Origin of the sequence: Pseudomonas sp. NPDC089918 (genome assembly GCF_050280605.1) — a bacterium.
Lineage (GTDB): Bacteria > Pseudomonadota > Gammaproteobacteria > Pseudomonadales > Pseudomonadaceae > Aquipseudomonas.
In genome coordinates this window covers 15,927-34,145 of record NZ_JBNNVP010000046.1, presented here as the reverse complement: position 1 = coordinate 34,145, position 18,219 = coordinate 15,927, and the positions used below count along the sequence as shown (strand labels likewise).

General features: G+C 59.4%; 19 protein-coding genes and 1 pseudogene. 10 read left to right on the top strand and 10 right to left on the bottom strand.

All coding sequences use genetic code 11. From position 1 onward, the window contains the following. Positions 1 to 99 precede the first annotated feature (99 nt). Entirely contained in the window at positions 100 to 918 is an 819-nt protein-coding gene (locus tag ACQKPC_RS25410) for a M48 family metalloprotease (protein ID WP_427627156.1), read from the bottom strand. A 274-nt stretch (positions 919 to 1,192) separates the two neighbouring features. On the opposite strand from ACQKPC_RS25410, the pseudogene ACQKPC_RS25405 reads away from it, so the two are divergent. Next, positions 1,193 to 2,479, top strand: a pseudogene (locus ACQKPC_RS25405) (HAMP domain-containing protein); the annotation flags it as partial. A 12-nt stretch (positions 2,480 to 2,491) separates the two neighbouring features. Further along, positions 2,492 to 3,334, top strand: a complete 843-nt coding sequence (locus ACQKPC_RS25400; RefSeq protein WP_390176107.1) for a methyl-accepting chemotaxis protein — start codon at positions 2,492 to 2,494, stop codon at positions 3,332 to 3,334. Positions 3,335 to 3,455: 121 nt separating this feature from the next. Here ACQKPC_RS25400 and ACQKPC_RS25395 read toward each other — a convergent pair whose 3' ends face one another. The 3 genes from ACQKPC_RS25395 to ACQKPC_RS25385 are packed head-to-tail and all read right to left on the bottom strand — an operon-like array spanning position 3,456 to position 4,564. Further along, positions 3,456 to 4,079 (bottom strand): SOS response-associated peptidase, encoded by a 624-nt coding sequence (locus ACQKPC_RS25395; protein ID WP_427627154.1) that lies wholly within the window; start codon positions 4,077 to 4,079, stop codon positions 3,456 to 3,458. 35 nt (positions 4,080 to 4,114) lie between these two features. Continuing rightward, positions 4,115 to 4,375, bottom strand: coding sequence for a putative signal transducing protein (locus ACQKPC_RS25390; RefSeq protein WP_427627152.1), 261 nt, complete (start codon positions 4,373 to 4,375; stop codon positions 4,115 to 4,117). A gap of 6 nt (positions 4,376 to 4,381) precedes the next feature. Beyond that, positions 4,382 to 4,564 carry a CPXCG motif-containing cysteine-rich protein gene (locus ACQKPC_RS25385; protein WP_007905243.1) on the bottom strand — a complete coding sequence of 61 codons (183 nt, stop codon included), beginning with the start codon at positions 4,562 to 4,564 and terminating at the stop codon, positions 4,382 to 4,384. 142 nt (positions 4,565 to 4,706) lie between these two features. Here ACQKPC_RS25385 and ACQKPC_RS25380 point away from each other — a divergent pair, with 142 nt between their 5' ends. Next, the gene (locus ACQKPC_RS25380; RefSeq protein ID WP_427627150.1) at positions 4,707 to 5,870 is read left to right on the top strand and encodes a 1-acyl-sn-glycerol-3-phosphate acyltransferase; all 1,164 of its coding nucleotides are present in this window, start codon (positions 4,707 to 4,709) and stop codon (positions 5,868 to 5,870) included. 174 nt (positions 5,871 to 6,044) lie between these two features. Here the strand turns inward: ACQKPC_RS25380 and ACQKPC_RS25375 are convergent, their stop codons facing one another. Beyond that, entirely contained in the window at positions 6,045 to 6,323 is a 279-nt protein-coding gene (locus ACQKPC_RS25375; RefSeq protein WP_427627148.1) for a hypothetical protein, read from the bottom strand. A 193-nt stretch (positions 6,324 to 6,516) separates the two neighbouring features. Here ACQKPC_RS25375 and ACQKPC_RS25370 point away from each other — a divergent pair, with 193 nt between their 5' ends. Further along, positions 6,517 to 6,723: a hypothetical protein gene (locus tag ACQKPC_RS25370; protein ID WP_427627146.1), complete on the top strand. Its 207-nt coding sequence runs from the start codon at positions 6,517 to 6,519 to the stop codon at positions 6,721 to 6,723. Positions 6,724 to 7,051: 328 nt separating this feature from the next. Continuing rightward, positions 7,052 to 7,429 carry a DUF6124 family protein gene (locus tag ACQKPC_RS25365; RefSeq protein WP_183681357.1) on the top strand — a complete coding sequence of 126 codons (378 nt, stop codon included), beginning with the start codon at positions 7,052 to 7,054 and terminating at the stop codon, positions 7,427 to 7,429. A gap of 669 nt (positions 7,430 to 8,098) precedes the next feature. Here ACQKPC_RS25365 and ACQKPC_RS25360 read toward each other — a convergent pair. Next, positions 8,099 to 8,683, bottom strand: coding sequence for a YajG family lipoprotein (locus ACQKPC_RS25360; RefSeq protein WP_007905851.1), 585 nt, complete (start codon positions 8,681 to 8,683; stop codon positions 8,099 to 8,101). 205 nt (positions 8,684 to 8,888) lie between these two features. Between ACQKPC_RS25360 and ACQKPC_RS25355 the strand changes: the two genes are divergently transcribed. Beyond that, the gene (locus tag ACQKPC_RS25355; protein WP_008012002.1) at positions 8,889 to 9,122 is read left to right on the top strand and encodes a hypothetical protein; all 234 of its coding nucleotides are present in this window, start codon (positions 8,889 to 8,891) and stop codon (positions 9,120 to 9,122) included. 740 nt (positions 9,123 to 9,862) lie between these two features. Continuing rightward, positions 9,863 to 11,371, top strand: a complete 1,509-nt coding sequence (mqo, locus tag ACQKPC_RS25350) for a malate dehydrogenase (quinone) (protein WP_427627143.1) — start codon at positions 9,863 to 9,865, stop codon at positions 11,369 to 11,371. A gap of 201 nt (positions 11,372 to 11,572) precedes the next feature. Here mqo and ACQKPC_RS25345 read toward each other — a convergent pair whose 3' ends face one another. Beyond that, positions 11,573 to 11,860 (bottom strand): PA4642 family protein, encoded by a 288-nt coding sequence (locus ACQKPC_RS25345; protein WP_427627141.1) that lies wholly within the window; start codon positions 11,858 to 11,860, stop codon positions 11,573 to 11,575. 63 nt (positions 11,861 to 11,923) lie between these two features. Then, the gene (locus tag ACQKPC_RS25340) at positions 11,924 to 12,409 is read right to left on the bottom strand and encodes a hypothetical protein (RefSeq protein ID WP_427627139.1); all 486 of its coding nucleotides are present in this window, start codon (positions 12,407 to 12,409) and stop codon (positions 11,924 to 11,926) included. Between the two features lie 151 nt (positions 12,410 to 12,560). Here ACQKPC_RS25340 and dauA point away from each other — a divergent pair, with 151 nt between their 5' ends. Then, entirely contained in the window at positions 12,561 to 14,282 is a 1,722-nt protein-coding gene (gene dauA, locus ACQKPC_RS25335; RefSeq protein WP_427627137.1) for a C4-dicarboxylic acid transporter DauA, read from the top strand. A gap of 98 nt (positions 14,283 to 14,380) precedes the next feature. Here dauA and ACQKPC_RS25330 read toward each other — a convergent pair whose 3' ends face one another. Further along, on the bottom strand, positions 14,381 to 14,938 hold the full coding sequence (locus ACQKPC_RS25330; RefSeq protein WP_427627136.1) for a hypoxanthine-guanine phosphoribosyltransferase: 558 nt from the start codon (positions 14,936 to 14,938) through the stop codon (positions 14,381 to 14,383). Positions 14,939 to 15,115: 177 nt separating this feature from the next. On the opposite strand from ACQKPC_RS25330, the gene upp reads away from it, so the two are divergent. After that, positions 15,116 to 15,754: a uracil phosphoribosyltransferase gene (gene upp / locus ACQKPC_RS25325; protein ID WP_007905839.1), complete on the top strand. Its 639-nt coding sequence runs from the start codon at positions 15,116 to 15,118 to the stop codon at positions 15,752 to 15,754. 2 nt (positions 15,755 to 15,756) lie between these two features. Continuing rightward, positions 15,757 to 17,031, top strand: a complete 1,275-nt coding sequence (locus tag ACQKPC_RS25320; protein ID WP_427627133.1) for a uracil-xanthine permease family protein — start codon at positions 15,757 to 15,759, stop codon at positions 17,029 to 17,031. A gap of 160 nt (positions 17,032 to 17,191) precedes the next feature. Here the strand turns inward: ACQKPC_RS25320 and hemH are convergent, their stop codons facing one another. Further along, entirely contained in the window at positions 17,192 to 18,217 is a 1,026-nt protein-coding gene (gene hemH, locus ACQKPC_RS25315) for a ferrochelatase (RefSeq protein ID WP_427627131.1), read from the bottom strand. Positions 18,218 to 18,219: the final 2 nt, after the last annotated feature.

Below are 18,219 nucleotides of genomic sequence, written 5' to 3'. Positions count from 1 at the left end.
TATCGTTCTTCGCGAGCAAGCCCGCTCCCACAGTTGATCGCATTCCAATGTGGGAGCGGGCTTGCCCGCGAAGGCGTCAGCGGCATCAACACATATCTATCAGGATTTCGATGCTTTCTCGTACAACGGCATCACCTTCGGAATCGCCGCCTGCAAGGCAGCAATCCGACTGGCCGACGCCGGGTGAGTGCTCAAGAACTCTGGCGGCGCGCCATTCGAGGCTTTGCTCATTTTGTTCCACAGGGTAATCGCCGCGTTCGGGTTGTACCCCGCGCGGGCAGCCAATTCGAGACCGATCAAGTCTGCCTCGTTTTCATTGCCGCGACTGTTGGGCAAGGTCATGCCATATTTCGCCACGGTGTCCGCCAGAGCCAGGCCGCCCTCGCTCAGGCCGAACAACGCACCAGCACCCTGCTTGGCCATTTCGATACCGTAAGCCTTGGACATCGCTTCACGGCCGTGCTCACGCAAGGCGTGAGCGATTTCATGGCCGATGATGGCGGCGATTTCGTCGTCGGTGAGATGCAGGGTGTCGATCAGCCCGGTGTAGAAAAAGATCTTGCCGCCAGGCCCGCAGGAGGCATTCAGCTCGTCGCTCTTGATCAGGTTCACTTCCCATTGCCACTGGGCCGAATCCGGACGGAACACCGGCGCCTGGGCAATCAGGCGACTGGAGATCGCCTGGACGCGCTTGGCATTGTTACTGGTTTTGTCCAGCACGCCTTTGCTGCTCGCCTCCCCGACGGTCTTTTGATAAGACTGGGCGTACATCTGGTTGACCTCAGAGGTCGACAACATGCTGAACATGTATTGCTTGCGCTCAACGCCCACGGCCCCACCGCTAGTGGTGTTGACCGACTGACAACCGGCGAGCAGCAGACCTGCGCTCAGTGCACACAAAACCAATGTCTTATTCATCAAGAAGCTCCCTGGAAACATGCCGCGTATCCTAGGTGGGGATTTGTATCGGCGCCAGATACAACGGACGTGTAGCACGTACATTTCAGACAAAGCCCTTATCACCGTAGGAAAAATCTCACATAACAGTGCCCACCACGGCCGCTCACGGCCAGCAGTGATTCATTTGCGACATCCAGCACTCCAAAACAGCCAATTCGTCATGCGTCGTTCATGACCTTCCAGCTTCCTGCCGATACAGCACCGCAGACGTCCTCTTGCGTGCGGAGCACCCATGAAATTCAAGTCGATCCAGTTTTCCGTTGCCGCCCTGGCCGGCGCCATTGTGCTCAGCGTCGTTGCAGCCCTGGTGCTGTATGCGCTGTTTTCCGGCGCCCGGACCCAAGACATGGTCCAGCAACGGACCCAGGCGCAGTTCGAACAAGTCATCGAACAACGCCTGACCTCGCTGGCGCAAACCCAGGTCAGCCAGATCCAGCGCGAACTCGAAGCACCGCTGCTGATCGCCGGTGGCCTGGTGCGGGTGAACGCGTTGATCGGTACCCCGGGCGCCGATGGTCAGCCACAGTTGAGCCTGAGCCGTGAGCAACTGATCAACTTGATCAAGGAAAACGTGGCCCGCAACCCGAAAATTCTCGGCACCTACATCGGCTGGGAAAAAAACGCACTCGACCACAACGATGCGGCCTACATAGACACTCCAATAGTCGGCATCGACGCCAGCAACGGGCGCTTCCTGCCGTGGTGGTTCCGCAACGAAGACGGCAGCCTGGGCCTGGACAAACTGGTGGACGTCGACGACCAGAAAACCCTGTCCACCGGCGTGCGCGCCAGCGAGTACTACCTGTGCTCCAAAGAAACCAAAAAATCCTGCGTGATCGATCCGGCGCCCTACAAGGTCGGCGACAAGATCGTCATGCTCGCCTCTTTCATTGAACCGATCATGCTCAACGGTGCATTCCAGGGCATCGTCGGCGCCGACCTGTCGGTGAACTTCATCCAGGAAATGCTCCTGGGGGCGAATCAAAAACTGTACAGCGGCGCCGGTGAAATGGTCCTGATCGGCAGTAACGGCCGGATCGTCGCCTACACCAAAGACCCGAGCAAATTCGGCGAAAAGGTCAGCGACATTCTCGACAGCAAGCAGATTGCCAACATGGCCAACCTCAAGCGCGGCGAAGTCACTTACACCGTCGACAAGGCCCAGGGCCGGATCGAGTTGTACCTGCCCTTCGGCATCGGTCAGACCGACGCCCGCTGGACCTTGATGATGCAGCTGCCACTGAATGCGGTGATGGCGGACCTGCAAAAGCTTCAGGGTGATCTGGACGCACAGCGCAAATCCGACACCTTTGGCATGGCCATGGTCGGCCTGTTGATCGCAAGTATCGGTTTGCTGGTGATCTGGCTGGTGGGCCACGGCATTGCTCGCCCGCTCAAGCAAATGGTGGCGATGCTCGACGACATTGCTCAGGGCGAAGGCGACCTGACCCGTCGCCTGACCAGTGACCGCGCCGACGAATTGGGCTCGATCGCCAAAGGCTTCAATACCTTCCTCGCCAAGTTGCAGGCGATGATCACGCAAGTGGTGACGTCGGTGCAGAGCGTCAGTGATTCCTCGGAACACACCGCCGACATCGCCATCCGCACCAACATTGGTGTGCACAAACAAATGGCAGAAATCGATCAGGTCGCGACCGCCGTGCATGAAATGACCGCCACCGCCCAGGATGTCGCGCGCAATGCGACCCAGGCCGCGCAAGCCGCCAGCCATGCGGATCAGGCAGCGGCGCAAGGCATGCAAATCGTCCGGGATACGTCGAATTCAATTGGCGTTTTGGCGGTGGAAATCGGCAAGGCCGTCGGCGTGGTGCAGACCCTGGCCAAGGACAGCGAAAACATCAACGCGATCCTGACGGCCATTCGCGGCATCGCCGAGCAGACCAACCTGCTGGCCTTGAACGCGGCCATCGAAGCCGCCCGTGCCGGTGAGCAGGGTCGTGGGTTTGCAGTGGTGGCCGATGAGGTGCGCAACCTGGCGCAGAAAACCCAGAAGGCCACTGAAGAAATCCAGACCATGATCCAGCACCTGCAACAAGGCACCCGCGATGTGGTGCGGGTCATGGAAGACAGCCAGAACCGTACCGACGAAAGTGTGCAGCACGCGGCGAAAGCGGCCGAGGCGCTGGAAACCATTACTCAGGCGGTGTCGGTGATCAACGACATGAACACCCAGATCGCCAGCGCCGCCGAGGAACAGAGCGCGGTGGCGGACGACATCAACCGTAACGTGATCAATATCGGGCAAGTGGCCAATGAAGTGGCCGGCGGAGCGGATGAATCGAGCGCGGCCAGTGCAGATTTGACCAAGTTGGCGGAACAGCAGCGGCGGTTGATCAATCAGTTCAAGGTTTAGGGTTCAATGATCGTTCCCACGCTCTGCGTGGGAATGCAGCCATGGACGCTCCGCGTCCACTGTGACGCAGAGCGTCACGGGATTCATTCCCACGCGGAGCGTGGGAACGATCATTACGCACTCAACCCGGGGTCAAACACTCCGGCCCATTGAGCTTCGGATCATTCACCAGATTCGCCAGCACCCGCTCGCGCAACGCCGCGGGCTCACTGGCCAGCAACGCCTGCAAGGCATGCAACGGCGTTTCGGGGTCGAGCCAGGCTTGCTGCCCCGCCGCATCGAGAATCAACGGTCGACGCTGACTCGCGGCCGGTTGGGTGATCACCGCCGTACTCAACCACACCTGTTCCTGCACCGGATACGCCTCCCAGATCGCCGCGAAGAACAGCGCCGAGCCCTCCCCCGGGGTCAGCCAGTACGGACGTTTGCGGGTGGTGCCGCGCCATTCATAGAAACCATTGGCCGGTAGCAGGCAACGACGCAAGCGCAAGGCTTCGCGAAACATCGGCTGTTCGGCAACGGTTTCGGCACGGGCATGGGCCGGGGTGCGGGACAGGTCGGTCAGCCACGGCGGCGTCAGTCCCCAGCGGGCTCGGGCCAACTCGCGCTGCCCGTCTGCGCCGGCACGCAGCATCAACACCGAATCGTTGGGGGAAATATTCCACTGGGCCTGCTGATCGGCGGGGAATCCGGGCAGGGCCGCGAAGGCGGGGTTCCAGCGAAACAGGGCATAACGTCCACACATGGGGCAATACGACTCTTGATCAAACGAACGTCAGCCTAACAGACCAGCGTGCCGGGAAAACTCTCCGGCTCATCGCCGGACAGCGGCAGCGCGGCATTGTACGCGGTGATCAGCTCGCGGGCGTATTCGGCCTGATCGTTATCGACCGATAAGCCCAGCAGGCCGAACATCGGCAACTCCCCGGTGCCGCCGATCAAATCCCGGCCCACCAGATGCGCCTCGATACCCTCGCTGGCGAGCATGCCTTGAAGCAGTTCGCCTTCCATCAGGTTTTCCGGTTCGTAGATGCGCTGCATAGACCCTCACTCATTTTCGCTGTGAACTTCGAGCAACCATTCATGACCGTCAGTCTGCAAGACAAAAGTAATGGGACGGCAACACACAGGACAATCTTCGATATAGGTCTGATCGCCACCGGACAAATCCAGAACCGCCTCGGATTCTTCACCGCAATATGGGCATTCATAGCGCTCTGTTTCCAGCATCGCGGTCTCCCAAGTGACTTGTGCGTATAATCGCCGGTCTATTTGCAGGGCTATTTTCGTCTGGCTAACTTTTCAGACCGTGCCCCGTTGGTTTTCGATCAAAACCTTTACTTACCCTAGCCGTTTCTAACAAGAGAGCATGATGGGCGAATTCGATGCCATCCGACCTTACGACGACAGCGAAGTCCCGGCAGTGCTGAACCGGCTGCTCGGCGACAAGGCGTTTCTAGATATCCTCATCCACTTCCGCTTCCCGCGCTATGCCGGTGCCTTCGGCTGGATGCTCAAACCTCTTATAGCGCATCGGCTGCGCCGTGAGTTCGCCGACGTCAACTCGGTGGCCACCTTGCAGGACAAAGTCGAGTTTTACGTCGACCACACCATCGAGCGTGCCACAGACGGTGTGACGTACACCGGCGTGGAGCAATTCAAGTCCGGCAGCGCCTACCTGTTCATCGCCAACCACCGCGACATCGTGATGGACCCGGCCTTCGTCAACTACGCCGTGTACCACGCCGGCCTGCCGACCCCGCGCATTGCCATTGGCGACAACTTGCTGCAAAAGCCTTTTGTCAGCGATTTGATGCGCCTGAACAAGAGCTTCATCGTGCACCGTTCGATCACCGGTCGCCGGGAAAAAATGGCGGCGTATCAGCTGTTGTCGGCGTACATCAACCACTCGATCCGCAACGACTGCGCCTCGATCTGGATCGCCCAGGCTGAAGGCCGGGCCAAGGACGGCGACGACCGCACCGAGTCGGCGATCCTCAAGATGTTCCACATGAGCCGCAAGGACGAGCCGTTCGGCGAAGTCATCCGCTCGCTGAACCTCACCCCGGTGTCGATCAGCTACGAATACGACCCGTGCGACCAGGCCAAGGCGCGCGAGCTGTACATCCGCGCCACCACCGGCAGCTACACCAAGGTGCCGGGCGAGGATGACGTGAGCATCGCCAAAGGCATCACCGGTTACAAAGGCCGGGTCCACGTGAACTTCGCCGCGCCGATCACCGAATTGTTCGAAGATACCAAGCAATTGGCGATCGAAATGGACAAGCAGATTCTTGGCGGTTACCGGTTGTTCCCGGTGCACTACCTGGCCTATGCACAGTGGAAAGACGCCGACCCGCAATTGCCGGTGCCGAAAGCGTCCGAGGTGTTTGCGGCTGACGAACTGGCCAAGGCCCAGGAAGAATGGCAGCGCCGGCTGGAGGCTTGCCCTGAGGAGCATCGTCCGTTTCTGGTGTTGCAATATGCGACGCCGGTGCGCAATCAGTATCGGGTCAAGGCCGGGTTGCCGCTGTAAGGCAATGGCTGGAAATGACAACGGCGCCCTGTGGCGAGGGGGCTTGCCCCCGTTGGGCTGCGAAGCGGCCCCATTTCAGGTTCATGTACGGGGATGGGAGTGCTGCGCACTCCAACGGGGGCAAGCCCCCTCGCCACAGCAAGCTCCCTCGCCACAGGGTCTTGTGTCAGAACTTCAGACGCGAGTACTGATCCACGACACCAGCAACGCCATCCCAAGGCAGGCGAAACCGAAGCGGTAGAAGAAACGGTTCATGCGCAGGGTCGCCCAATCCAGTGTTGGCTCTTCGTTGGGACGACTTTGGCGCTGCGCCTCGATACTGGCCAGGGCGCGCTGTTCGCGGCGACGGGTGGCGTGCAGCAACCAGCTGCCCGGGAAGGCGAACAGCAAGGCCAGCAAATTGATCAATTTGGCGGGATGAGCAGTAAGAAGCGAAATCAATTGCAGCGACATCACAAACCTCAGGCAAACCGGTGTAGCAGACGCCGGACCGACGACCACGGCGCGGATTCTACCGAAACTGCCCCAACCTGCCCCGGCTTTCCGACAAATAACGAAACCATTTAGCCGATTACTGTCCTGTGTCATGGCACCGTCATCTGAATCCGCCAGTCTGTCGCCCCTCGAAACCGACACGGACTCCGTCATGCTCCACGCCGAAAACCAGGACCGCCTCTACCTCATTGCCCAAAGCGACGAACAACAAACCTTAGTCGGCAGCCTCGCCTTCAACGTTCAGGACCGGCATTGGCTGGTGTATTGCGCGCTGGGAGGGCATCAACATGCGGATTTGCCGGAAACGGATTTGCTGACGGGGGTGAGTGTTCTGGATTTTTATTCGGAGGTGGCTTGAGCGTCCTACAAACGCGGTGATTGAAACGGAAGATTCCGACAGGTTTTGAAGGTTGTCGCTCGGAAATGGGGTGGATAGGCTTTGGGGGTCGCTGCACATCAGCGACCGGGCGTCGCAGTCCGTTCAGTTCAGCTCATTTGGTGCATAATCGCCGGCCCAAACCGGAGCGCTTCGGTGCTAGTCGTTTGGTTTAATGGTGGCTGTGCGCGGGATACCTTCGGGTATGCCGGGTTTCCGAATGGCTCGGTCTGCGACCCCGCGTACAGCTGCCTCCTTCAATCGCGTCGCAGCGATCGTGGCAGCTAAACCTTTCATTCGGAGCGTCACCATGTTCAAAGCCACACCCAATCCTCCAGAAACCGACAACGTTTCCCCCTACGAATCCCTCGATTCAAAAAAACTCCACGATGCCGCTAACCGCGCCCTCGATCACTACCTCAACCCATCCGCCCTCAAATCACCCGTGGCCCGCAAGCCGAGCACGATGTATATGGTCGCGCCGGATATCAAAGACGAAGACCTGTTGGCCCACACCTGTGAATCGTTGGCCCAGGCCAGTGTAATGGCGGGTGATTTTGCGGGGTATCTGGAAGGGCCGCACCGGCACACGGCGATGGCGATTCAACAGATCGTCATGCTGGCAGAACTGGCGGTGAATCGGATGCTGGATAACGTCGCCATACCAAAACCTGCGCCGCACAGCTGATCCCCCTGTAGGAGCGAGGCTTGCCCGCGAAGACGGCCTGATATTCAACATTGATGTCGCCTGACACGCCGCCATCGCGAGCAGGCTCGCTCCCACAATTGAATCGTGTATATCTGCAAGGAATTGGTCGGCTGTCAGGCCGCCTTCGCGGGCAAGCCTCGCTCCTACAAAAAGCCAGCGGCGTACACCCGCCCCTCACCACTCAACAGGCCGAGCGTTAGCTCGCCTGCAGCTTTTGATCTGGCTTTTGATCTTGATCTGCCCGCCCCTTCGGGAGGCCTCGTTCCGGTGTTCATCTGGGGATTGGCGCGCAGCGCCGTTCGACGCAGTCGAACCCATCGCATGTAGGTCGTAACGAAGCAGACCGTAGGGCGATGCCCCCAGATGGATACCGGAGCGAAGGAACGCCGAGCCTCAGCGAGGGGCCGGACGCTTGGGGCGAGACCTTTTGGGTACTTTTGGGGCGTTTGCCAAAAGTGCCTCGCCGTAAGGGCGAAACCATTAGCCGCCGTTACCGCAGCAACGGATATGTACACACCCCAACCAAAACATGGTCGGCCCAAAGGCCGCCATCGCAACCAAGACCGCAAAGGACACAAAGGACACAAAGGACACAAAAAAACCCGGCGCCATCACTGACACCGGGTTCTTTAAACAAGCCGCAAACCGTTACTCGGCAAGCACCTGACCAATCGTCGGATCCTTGAACAAGCGGGTCAACGCATCACTCAACACATCACTGACCAGCTTGGTATTGGTTTCCTGATTCGGCGCCATGCCAAAACGCTGATCGAGCGACGCACCGTAGCGACCGCTGTAACGACGGTTGGCATTCTGCACATCCGAACGGAACGTCGCGCCAATCGTTGCTTCAGTCACATACAGGCCTTCCTTGGGCGACTGATACTTCAGCTCGGCCAGGGTTACGGTCAATTGCGGTGCATTCAGCGCATTGGCAGTCGGGGTAAAGCCCAGCAAGCGCACGGCCGCTTCAGCCTGAGCCTGCAACTTCGGCAGAATCTGCGCGCCCTGCACGGTGATTGCACTGGTCTCCGGATACAGGCCACCACGAGTTCCCAAGGTGGGCGATGGACGACCATCCACCACACGCACCACCACCGGCTGGCCACGGCCGACCGGCGCCAGCTGAGCTGTCAGCTTGGGTTCCGGGTTCAGTTGTTGCGGGCTGTGGGCGCAGCCGACGAGGGTCAAACTGGTCACAGTGATCAAACCGAACAACAGGCGTTGCAACATGCTCTTCTCTCCAGAATCAGGCACAAACAGGCCTGCAGTATAGCGGTGCGCCACTGCGGCGAACTAGCTTCGCACAACGATTACTGAAATCTCTGACAAACACGGCGCAGCGCGGTTCCTGTCACACATCTGTCACCGACCTTACACATGCACGTCATGGCTCACTGGCAACCTTCACAGCAGTCACCCCACAAGGTACTTTGCCATGCGTTTTCTCATCTCAATGTTCGCGCCACGTCCACTGCATCGCTGTTTTGCCTTGCTCGACCGCGATGGCCGCTGCCAGGCATTCAAACAGTGCAGCCTGCAGCCCATGGGCGATGGCTGGGTCGAAATCGAAGAAATCCGCCTCAACTGGCTGCACCATCCCCTGCCCGCCAGCGCCCGTGTCAGCCAGCGCCAGCCACGTGCGCGGGCACAACAACTGTTGACCACCTGACCGGACGCCTAATAAAAGTCATTAAACACGACCATTTCCCTGCGTTTCTTAGATACAATCTCCCCCCGATTATAAGGACGTCTCCTGATCGGGCCTCGCAGCATCGTCAATGCCTCGGTATTGACACCCCCGCACCGCCCACAGAGAGCCGCCCACACAGATCGAGTGAAGCTGGCGCGCTTGCTGTTCCCTAAGCAAAAACACCACTTTTCGCGAATCTGCAGAGCTGTCATTACGCTCGGTTACTGAGCTGTTTGCCCGTTTTGCCTGTCATGTATCCCATGGCGGCAATCCATCCGGGCACGGTGCCAGGCTGGGACAGCCCTTTTTTGAGGTTCACGTCTTCAAAAGAGCGTGAAAAAAACGGGTTTTCACAACTTCACAAGAGTGTGGCGAGCAAATGAATAGTTTTGCGTCTGAACATGCACCATTAGCGTCTACAACAGCCCAACGACACAGGACCGAGTATTCCTCGAACACCGGAGCCTGAAGCCTGTCCGCTACGGATTTGGTTGCACAAACGGATGTCTCGACCATAAGTCGAATTGCCAGCCGCGTGCCGAAATGAGTTCATGTGACTCTTGAAGCCAGGCCGCATGCATCCGTCGAAGTTGCGAAAAATTGCGAAGATTCGGACATGGCGATCCTGGCCATGGGTACCTGGGGCATCACTGACACGCCCCGTCACTCCTGGCAGCTATGCCGACAATTTGGTGCTGCAGATTTTGGAGACGCGTTAAATGGCGCATAACGAAGCAGTCGACGTAGTACTGGTTGGGGCCGGCATCATGAGTGCCACCCTTGCTGTACTGCTCAAAGAGCTCGACCCCGCGATCAAGCTGGAAGTCGTCGAGCTGATGGATTCCGGTGCTGCGGAGAGTTCCAATCCGTGGAACAACGCCGGTACCGGTCACGCCGGGCTGTGTGAGCTGAACTACACGCCGCAGGCCGCCGACGGCACCGTCGACATCAAGAAAGCCGTGCATATCAACACCCAGTTCGAGGTGTCGAAGCAGTTCTGGTCCTACCTGACCAAGAAAGGCACATTCGGCTCGTGCAAGTCGTTCATCAGCCCGGTGCCGCACCTGAGCTTCGTGCAGGGCGACGACGGCGTCTCCTTCCTCAAGGAACGTTTCAAGACGCTGAGCAAACACCACGCCTTCTCGGACATGGAATACACCGAAGACAAGACCAAAATGGCCGAGTGGATGCCGTTGATGATGCCGGGCCGCGCGCCTGACGAAGTCCTCGCCGCCACCCGCGTGATGAACGGTACCGACGTCAACTTCGGCGCCCTGACCAATCAATTGCTCACGCACCTGACCAGCGCACCCGATGCCCAGGTCAAGTACTGCAAGCGCGTCACCGGCCTGAAGCGTAACAACGGCGGCTGGACCGTCAGCATCAAGGACGTCAATACCGGCAACAGCCGTGAAGTCGACGCCAAGTTCGTGTTCCTCGGCGCTGGCGGTGCGGCACTGCCGCTGTTGCAAGCCTCGGGCATCGAAGAAAGCAAAGGCTTCGGCGGCTTCCCGATCAGCGGCCAATGGCTGCGTTGCGACAACCCGGAAGTGGTCAAGCACCACCAGGCCAAGGTCTACAGCCAGGCCGCCGTCGGTTCGCCACCGATGTCCGTGCCGCACCTGGACACCCGAGTGGTCGATGGCAAGAAGTCCCTGCTGTTCGGGCCTTACGCCGGTTTCACCACCAAGTTCCTCAAGCATGGCTCGTTCATGGACCTGCCGATGTCAGTCCGCGCCGGCAACATCGGCCCGATGCTGGCCGTGGCCAAAAACAACATGGACCTGACCAAGTACCTGGTCAGCGAAGTGATGCAGTCGATGGAACAGCGCCTGGAATCCCTGCGTCGTTTCTACCCTGAAGCGAAAGCCGAAGACTGGCGCCTGGAAGTGGCCGGTCAACGGGTGCAGATCATCAAGAAAGACCCGAAGAAAGGCGGCGTTCTGCAGTTCGGTACCGAACTGGTCGCAGCCAAGGACGGTTCGCTTGCGGCCCTCCTCGGCGCGTCCCCAGGCGCTTCGGTGACTGTTTCGATCATGCTTGAGCTGATCGAAAAATGCTTCCCGAACAAAGCCTCCGGTGAATGGGCTGCCAAGCTGGCGGAAATCTTCCCGGCTCGGGAAAAAGTCCTGGAAACCGACGCTGCGCTGTATCGCAAGATCAATGCGCACAACAACGTCGCGCTGGAACTGGTTGAAGCCAGTAACGAGACCGAAAGCTACGCTTGATTCGGCCGCATAAAAAACGCCCCGTCCTCATTGAAGGCGGGGCGTTTTTTTATGTGCGATGAAACAAGCTTTGTGGCGAGGGAGCTTGCTCCCGCTTGAGTGCGCAGCGCTCACAAAATCTGCGCCGTTCGCAGAATTTTGGGGCCGCTCCGCAGCCCAGCGGGAGCAAGCTCCCTCGCCACAAATGCCGGTGTGTTGACGTTAACCGCGAGCCTTGTCGATCAACTCGATGTACTCGGCCGCGTTACGCTGATCCTTGATCAGGGCGACGAAGTCATTGCCGTGCTCATCCTTGCCATTCAGGTCATGGCCGACTTCAACAAAGAACGTCAGAAAACGCTCGAAGTCATCGATGCGCAGGCCACGGTAAGCCTTGATCAGTTTGTGCAGCGACGGTGAAGTGGCGTCGACCGGCTCGAAATCGAGGAACAGTTTGATCTGCGCATCGCCGATCTCGTCACCAATCACTTGCTTCTTATCTTTACGCATTGCCGACTCCAGCTCGCAGACATTTCACGGGGCGGGCAGTTTACCCCTGCCCGGGCGTAAGGCTCAACGCGGACGAACGCTGCCAGTGTGCAGATCGGCCCAGATATGGCCGTTGGCGTAGCTGAGGAACTGGCAATACACCGTGTCATTGCGCAACAAATCGATCACCACCCGATATTGGGCCATTGGGTAGAAGAGCGTCAGGGTTTTGCTTTTTTCGTCGTAGATCGGCTTCTTCAGGCTTTTGCTTTCGCCATCGAAGTTGACCAGCACCTGGCTGATGGTCGCGCCCTTGTTCAAGGATTTGCCCTTGAGGCGGATCAGCAATGGCGATGTGACCGGGATCGGCTGTTGGTTGGACTGGCGCTGGCTGCCGATCACCACCGAATACTCGGTGACCTGCAACAGTTGCTGCTGCTCGGGCTCGGCGTCGCGCAGGGTCAGGTCGTCCGGGGGCAAAAACTGTGCGTGCATCGGCGACGGGGCTGCGGCCAGGGGCAGGCTGAGGGTCAGCAACAGGGCGGCGCAGCTGCGGATCAAAAGGCTCATGACAGGCTCCGGGGGCGGGGCCGAGCACTCTAGCATGAGGATCTACCCGGCGAATAACCGATCCAGGTCAATACTCTGGAAGACAAGGCTGGGCATACTGAAAGAGCTTTCAGCCCCATTTCGACAGTGCACCCTCTGTTGTGGAGTACCCATGTCATTCTCCATGCCCCCGTTATTCGCCGCCTGGCGTCAGACTTGGCGCGCAGGTTGTAGCCTCAGACATTTGCGCGGCGATATCAGCGCCGGGGTGACGGTCGGGATTATCGCCATCCCTCTGGCAATGGCCCTGGCGATTGCGGTGGGGGTAGCGCCCCAGCAAGGTCTGTATACGGTGCTGATCGCCGCGCCCCTGATCGCCCTGACGGGAGGCTCGCGCTTCAATGTCAGCGGGCCGACAGCCGCATTCGTGGTGATCCTGCTGCCGATCACCCAACAATATGGTCTGGGTGGCCTGCTGCTTTGCACCATGCTTGCCGGGGTAATCCTGATTGCCTTGGGGCTGATTCGGGCCGGACGGCTGATTCAGTACATCCCTTACCCAGTGACCTTGGGCTTTACCGCGGGGATCGGCATTGTCATCGCTACCCTTCAATTAAAGGATTTGCTGGGCCTGAGTACCACCGGGCATGCCGAACATTACATCGAGCAACTAGGTGCGCTGCTCCAGGCGTTACCCAGCGCCCGCCTGGGGGACGGGATCATCGGTGTTATGTGCCTGGCAGTCCTGATCGTCTGGCCGCGCTTTGTGCCGAGGATTCCGGGGCATCTGGTGGCGCTGGCCGTCGGCGCATTGCTAGGGGTGGCACTGGAAAGCGGCGGGTTACCGGTTGCGACGCTGGGGGAGCGCTTCAGCTATATCGTCGATGGCGTCAGCCATCCCGGCATACCGCCGTTTCTGCCGAGCTTCGACTGGCCGTGGAATCTGCCGGGGCCCTACGGCCAGCCGCTGCACCTGTCTTACGACCTGATCCGCCAATTAATGGCGCCAGCCTTTGCCATCGCCATGCTCGGCGCCATCGAATCATTGTTGTGCGCGGTGGTGGCCGACGGCATGACGGGCAGCAAACACGACCCTAACGCCGAACTTCTGGGTCAAGGCCTGGGCAATCTGGTCGCACCGCTGTTCGGCGGCATTACCGCCACCGCGGCAATCGCCCGCAGCGCCACCAACGTGCGCAGCGGAGCGTTTTCGCCATTGGCGGCGATTATCCACAGTGCGGTGGTGTTGCTGGCGATACTCGCCCTCGCGCCCCTGTTCAGCTACTTGCCGATGGCGGCGCTGGCGGCATTGCTGGTGATGGTGGCGTGGAACATGAGCGAAGCCCGGCACGTCGTACACACCTTGCGCATCGCACCGCGCAGCGATGTGCTGGTCTTGCTGACCTGCCTGAGCCTGACAGTGCTGTTCGACATGGTGCTGGCCGTCGCCGTTGGCCTGCTGCTGGCCGCCGGGTTGTTCATCAAACGCATGAGCGACCTCACGGACACCGCCGAACTGCCTCGCGAGTTCCATCAAGCCTTACAGGATATGCCGGAGCATGTTCGTTGTTATGCGATACGCGGACCGCTGTTTTTCGGTGCTGCGGAAAAAGCCCTGGGTGTACTGCGCAAATTCAGCCCGGAGGTCAAAGTGGTGATTGTCGAGATGAGTGCCGTGCCCATGCTGGACATGACGGCGTTGGCGGCCTTCGACAATATCCTCAGGGATTACCGCACCGACGGCATCGGCCTGATTCTGGTCGGAACCGCTCCACGGGTACGCCTGAAACTCAGGCGCGCGGGCATCCATCGGGAACAGCGACAGTTGGCCTACGTGAATAATCTGGAACAGGCTCGACGCAAAAGCGAACGCTGGCTCGCCGGACAGGGCTGAGCGCGCAGTTCAAGCAAGCTACGCACGCATCCCGATGTGAGGCCTTGCATTCAACTCAACGTGCCTGGCGGCCAATCGCCCCCAGACAGTCATCCTGTTTACATGCCTTTAACGGCAAAAATCCCGTTGGCGTTACGCCAGTAGCCTTTGTAGTCCATGCCGTAACCGAAGATGTAACGGTCGATGCACGGCAGGCCGACGAAATCGGCTTTCAGGTCCGGGCGAGCCTTGCGGTCGTGGTCCTTGTCGATCAGCACGGCGGTGTGCACTTTGCGGGCGCCAGCGTGTTTGCAGAAGTCGATGATCGCGCCCAGGGTGTGACCTTCATCGAGGATGTCGTCGATGATCAGCACGTCACGGTCAATGAACGAGACTTCCGGCTTGGCTTTCCAGAACAGGTCGCCGCCGCTGGTTTCGTTGCGATAACGGGTAGCGTGCAGGTAAGACGCTTCCAGCGGGAAGCTCAGATGGGTCAGCAGCTTGCCGGAAAAAATCAGCCCGCCGTTCATCACACAGAACACCACCGGATTGCTTTCAGCCAGCTGTTCGTTGATTTGCGCACCGACGCGGGCGATGGCCGCCTCGACTTCAGCTTCGGTGTACAGGCAGTCAGCCTCTCGCATGATTTGACGGATATGCTCGAGATCAGCGGACATGGCGCTCTCCAAGGGGGTTTGAGGGGGGGTGGCGGATTCGGAAAAGCGGGCAAAGGTACGCATCAAGCGAGGCCAGATCAAGCGTTTGTGGACTAACGTTCTGTATGTCTATAGGACAACACCCTCGGATAGATTAATCTAGGCCGGTTTTTTTGCCCGCCGCCGGAGCCTTTCCCCATGCCCATCCTTGAGATCCGCCATCCGCTGATCCGTCATAAACTTGGCCTTATGCGCCGCGCCGACATTAGCACGAAGAATTTCCGTGAGCTCGCTCAGGAAGTCGGTGCCCTGCTGACCTATGAAGCCACCAAAGACCTGCCGCTGGAAAGCTATGACATCGAAGGCTGGTGCGGCACGGTGTCAGTCGAGAAAATCGCCGGCAAGAAGATTACCGTGGTGCCGATCCTGCGTGCCGGTATCGGCATGCTCGAAGGCGTGCTCAGCCTGATCCCGGGCGCAAAAGTCAGCGCCGTGGGCGTGGCCCGCAACGAGGAAACCCTCGAAGCCCACACCTACCTTGAGAAACTGGTACCGGAGATCGACGAGCGTCTGGCGATGATCATCGACCCGATGCTCGCCACTGGTGGCTCGATGGTCGCCACTATCGACCTGCTGAAAAAGGCCGGTTGCAAGGACATCCGCGCGATGGTCCTGGTGGCTGCCCCTGAAGGCATCGCCGCTGTAGGCAAAGCTCACCCGGACGTGATGATCTACACCGCCTCCATTGACGAAAAACTCAACGAACACGGTTACATCATCCCTGGCTTGGGCGATGCCGGTGACAAGATCTTCGGTACCAAGCAGAAGGACGCTTGAGCATGCAGCAAGAGTTCAACGATCCGCTCTGGCGCACGGTGCTGTCGGGTGCACAGATGCTGTTCGTGGCCTTTGGCGCGCTGGTGTTGATGCCGTTGATCACCGGCCTCGACCCGAACGTGGCGCTGTTCACCGCAGGCCTGGGGACGATTCTGTTCCAGATCGTCACCGGGCGTCAGGTGCCGGTGTTCCTGGCATCGAGCTTTGCCTTCATCACGCCGATCATTCTCGCCAAGGGCCAGTTTGGCCTGGCGGCGACCATGGGCGGGGTGATGGCGGCCGGTTTCGTCTACACCTTCCTCGGCCTTGCCGTGAAGATCAAAGGCACCGGGTTCATAGACCGTTTGCTGCCACCGGTGGTGATTGGCCCGGTAATCATCTCCATCGGCCTGGCCATGGCGCCGATCGCCGCCAACATGGCGATGGGCAAGGCTGGCGATGGCACTGAACTGATTCCTTACCAGACAGCGATGTTGATCTCGATGCCGGCGCTGCTGACCACCCTGATCGTCGCGGTGTTCGGCAAAGGCATTTTCCGCCTGGTGCCGATCATCTCCGGCGTATTGGTGGGTTTTGCCATGGCGTTCTATTTCGGCGTGGTCGACACCGCGAAGATTGCTGCTGCACCGTGGTTTGCGATTCCACAGTTCACGGCGCCGGAATTCAACTGGCAGGCGATTCTGTTCATCGTTCCGGTAGCCCTGGCCCCGGCCATTGAGCACATCGGCGGCGTGATTGCCGTGGGTAGCGTGACGGGGCGCGATTATTTGAAGAAGCCCGGCCTGCACCGCACATTGCTCGGCGATGGCATTGCCACCACCGCGGCCGGTCTGTTCGGCGGCCCGCCCAACACCACCTATGCCGAAGTGACGGGCGCGGTGATGCTGACCAAAAACTACAACCCGAAAATCATGACCTGGGCGGCAATCTTTGCGATCAGCCTGGCGTTCATCGGCAAGTTCGGCGCCCTGCTGCAAAGCATCCCGGTGCCGGTGATGGGCGGGATTCTCTGCCTGTTGTTCGGTTCGATTGCTGCGGTGGGGATGAACACCATGATTCGCCACAAAATCGACCTGGGCGAAGCACGCAATCTGGTGATTGTTTCGGTGACGCTGGTGTTCGGGATTGGCGGCGTACTGGTCGGCACCGGTACCGGCCCGGACGATTTCGGCCTCAAAGGTATCGCGCTGTGCGCGGTGGTGGCGATTGCGCTGAACCTGTTGCTGCCGGGCCATGACAGCTGGAAGCACAAGAAGGTGGAAGAGCCGTTGTTGTAACAGGCGACTCAATCCCCTGTGGCGAGGGAGCTTGCTCCCGCTTGAGTGCGCAGCACTCACAAAATCTTCATCGACTACGAGAATTTTGGGGCCGCTTCGCGACCCAGCGGGAGCAAGCTCCCTCGCCACAACAAGCCCGCCTTCACCTCAGAGGGTTTTCTTACAGTACCAACGGTGCCCGTTCACACAATGCGTTCAACGCCCGCACCCACTGCGGATCATCATTGAGACACGGCACCAGCACCAACTCCTCCCCTCCCGCTTCGCGGAACTGCTCCTTCCCGCGATCACCGATCTCTTCCAGTGTTTCGATGCAATCGGCAACGAACGCCGGGCACATCACCAGAACTTTCTTCGCACCACTTTTGGCCAACTCATCGAGGCGCGCTTCGGTGTAGGGTTCGATCCACTTGGCTCGCCCCAGACGCGACTGGAACGACACCGACCACTTGTCGTCCGGCAGGTCCAGGCGCCGGGCAAACTCGGAAGCGGTGCGCAGGCATTGGGCGCGGTAGCAGGTGGCTAATACTTCCGGCGAAGCCTTCTGACAGCAATTATCGCTTTTAAAGCAATGATGACCGGTGGGGTCGATCTTGGTCAGGTGCCGTTCCGGCAAACCATGAAAGCTCAGCAGCAGGTGATCGTAATCCTGTTGCAAATATGGCGTAGCGCTGGCCACCAGGGCATCGAGGTATTCCGGCTGATCGTAGAACGGCTGGAGAATCGAGAACTGCACGTCGAGTTTCTTCTCCCGAACCACCCGCTTGGCTTCTTCGATCACCGTGGTCACGGTGCTGTCGGCGAACTGCGGATAGAGCGGCGCCAGGGTGATTTTTTTGTGCCCCTGAGCCGCCATACGAACCAGCATCGACTCAATGGATGGCTCGCCGTAGCGCATCGCCAACTCTACAGGCCCGTGAGTCCACTGCGCGGTCATGGCCCGTTGCAGACGACGGCTGAGCACCACCAGTGGCGAGCCGTCCGCCCACCAGATCGACGCATAAGCGTGGGCCGATTGCTCTGGGCGTTTGATCAGAATCAACGACACCAGCAAACGTCGCACCGGCCATGGCAGGTCGATCACATACGGGTCCATCAGAAATTGATTGAGGTAGCTGCGCACATCCGCCACCGAGGTGGAAGCGGGTGAACCCAGGTTGACCAGAAGCAACGCGTGATCGGTCATGC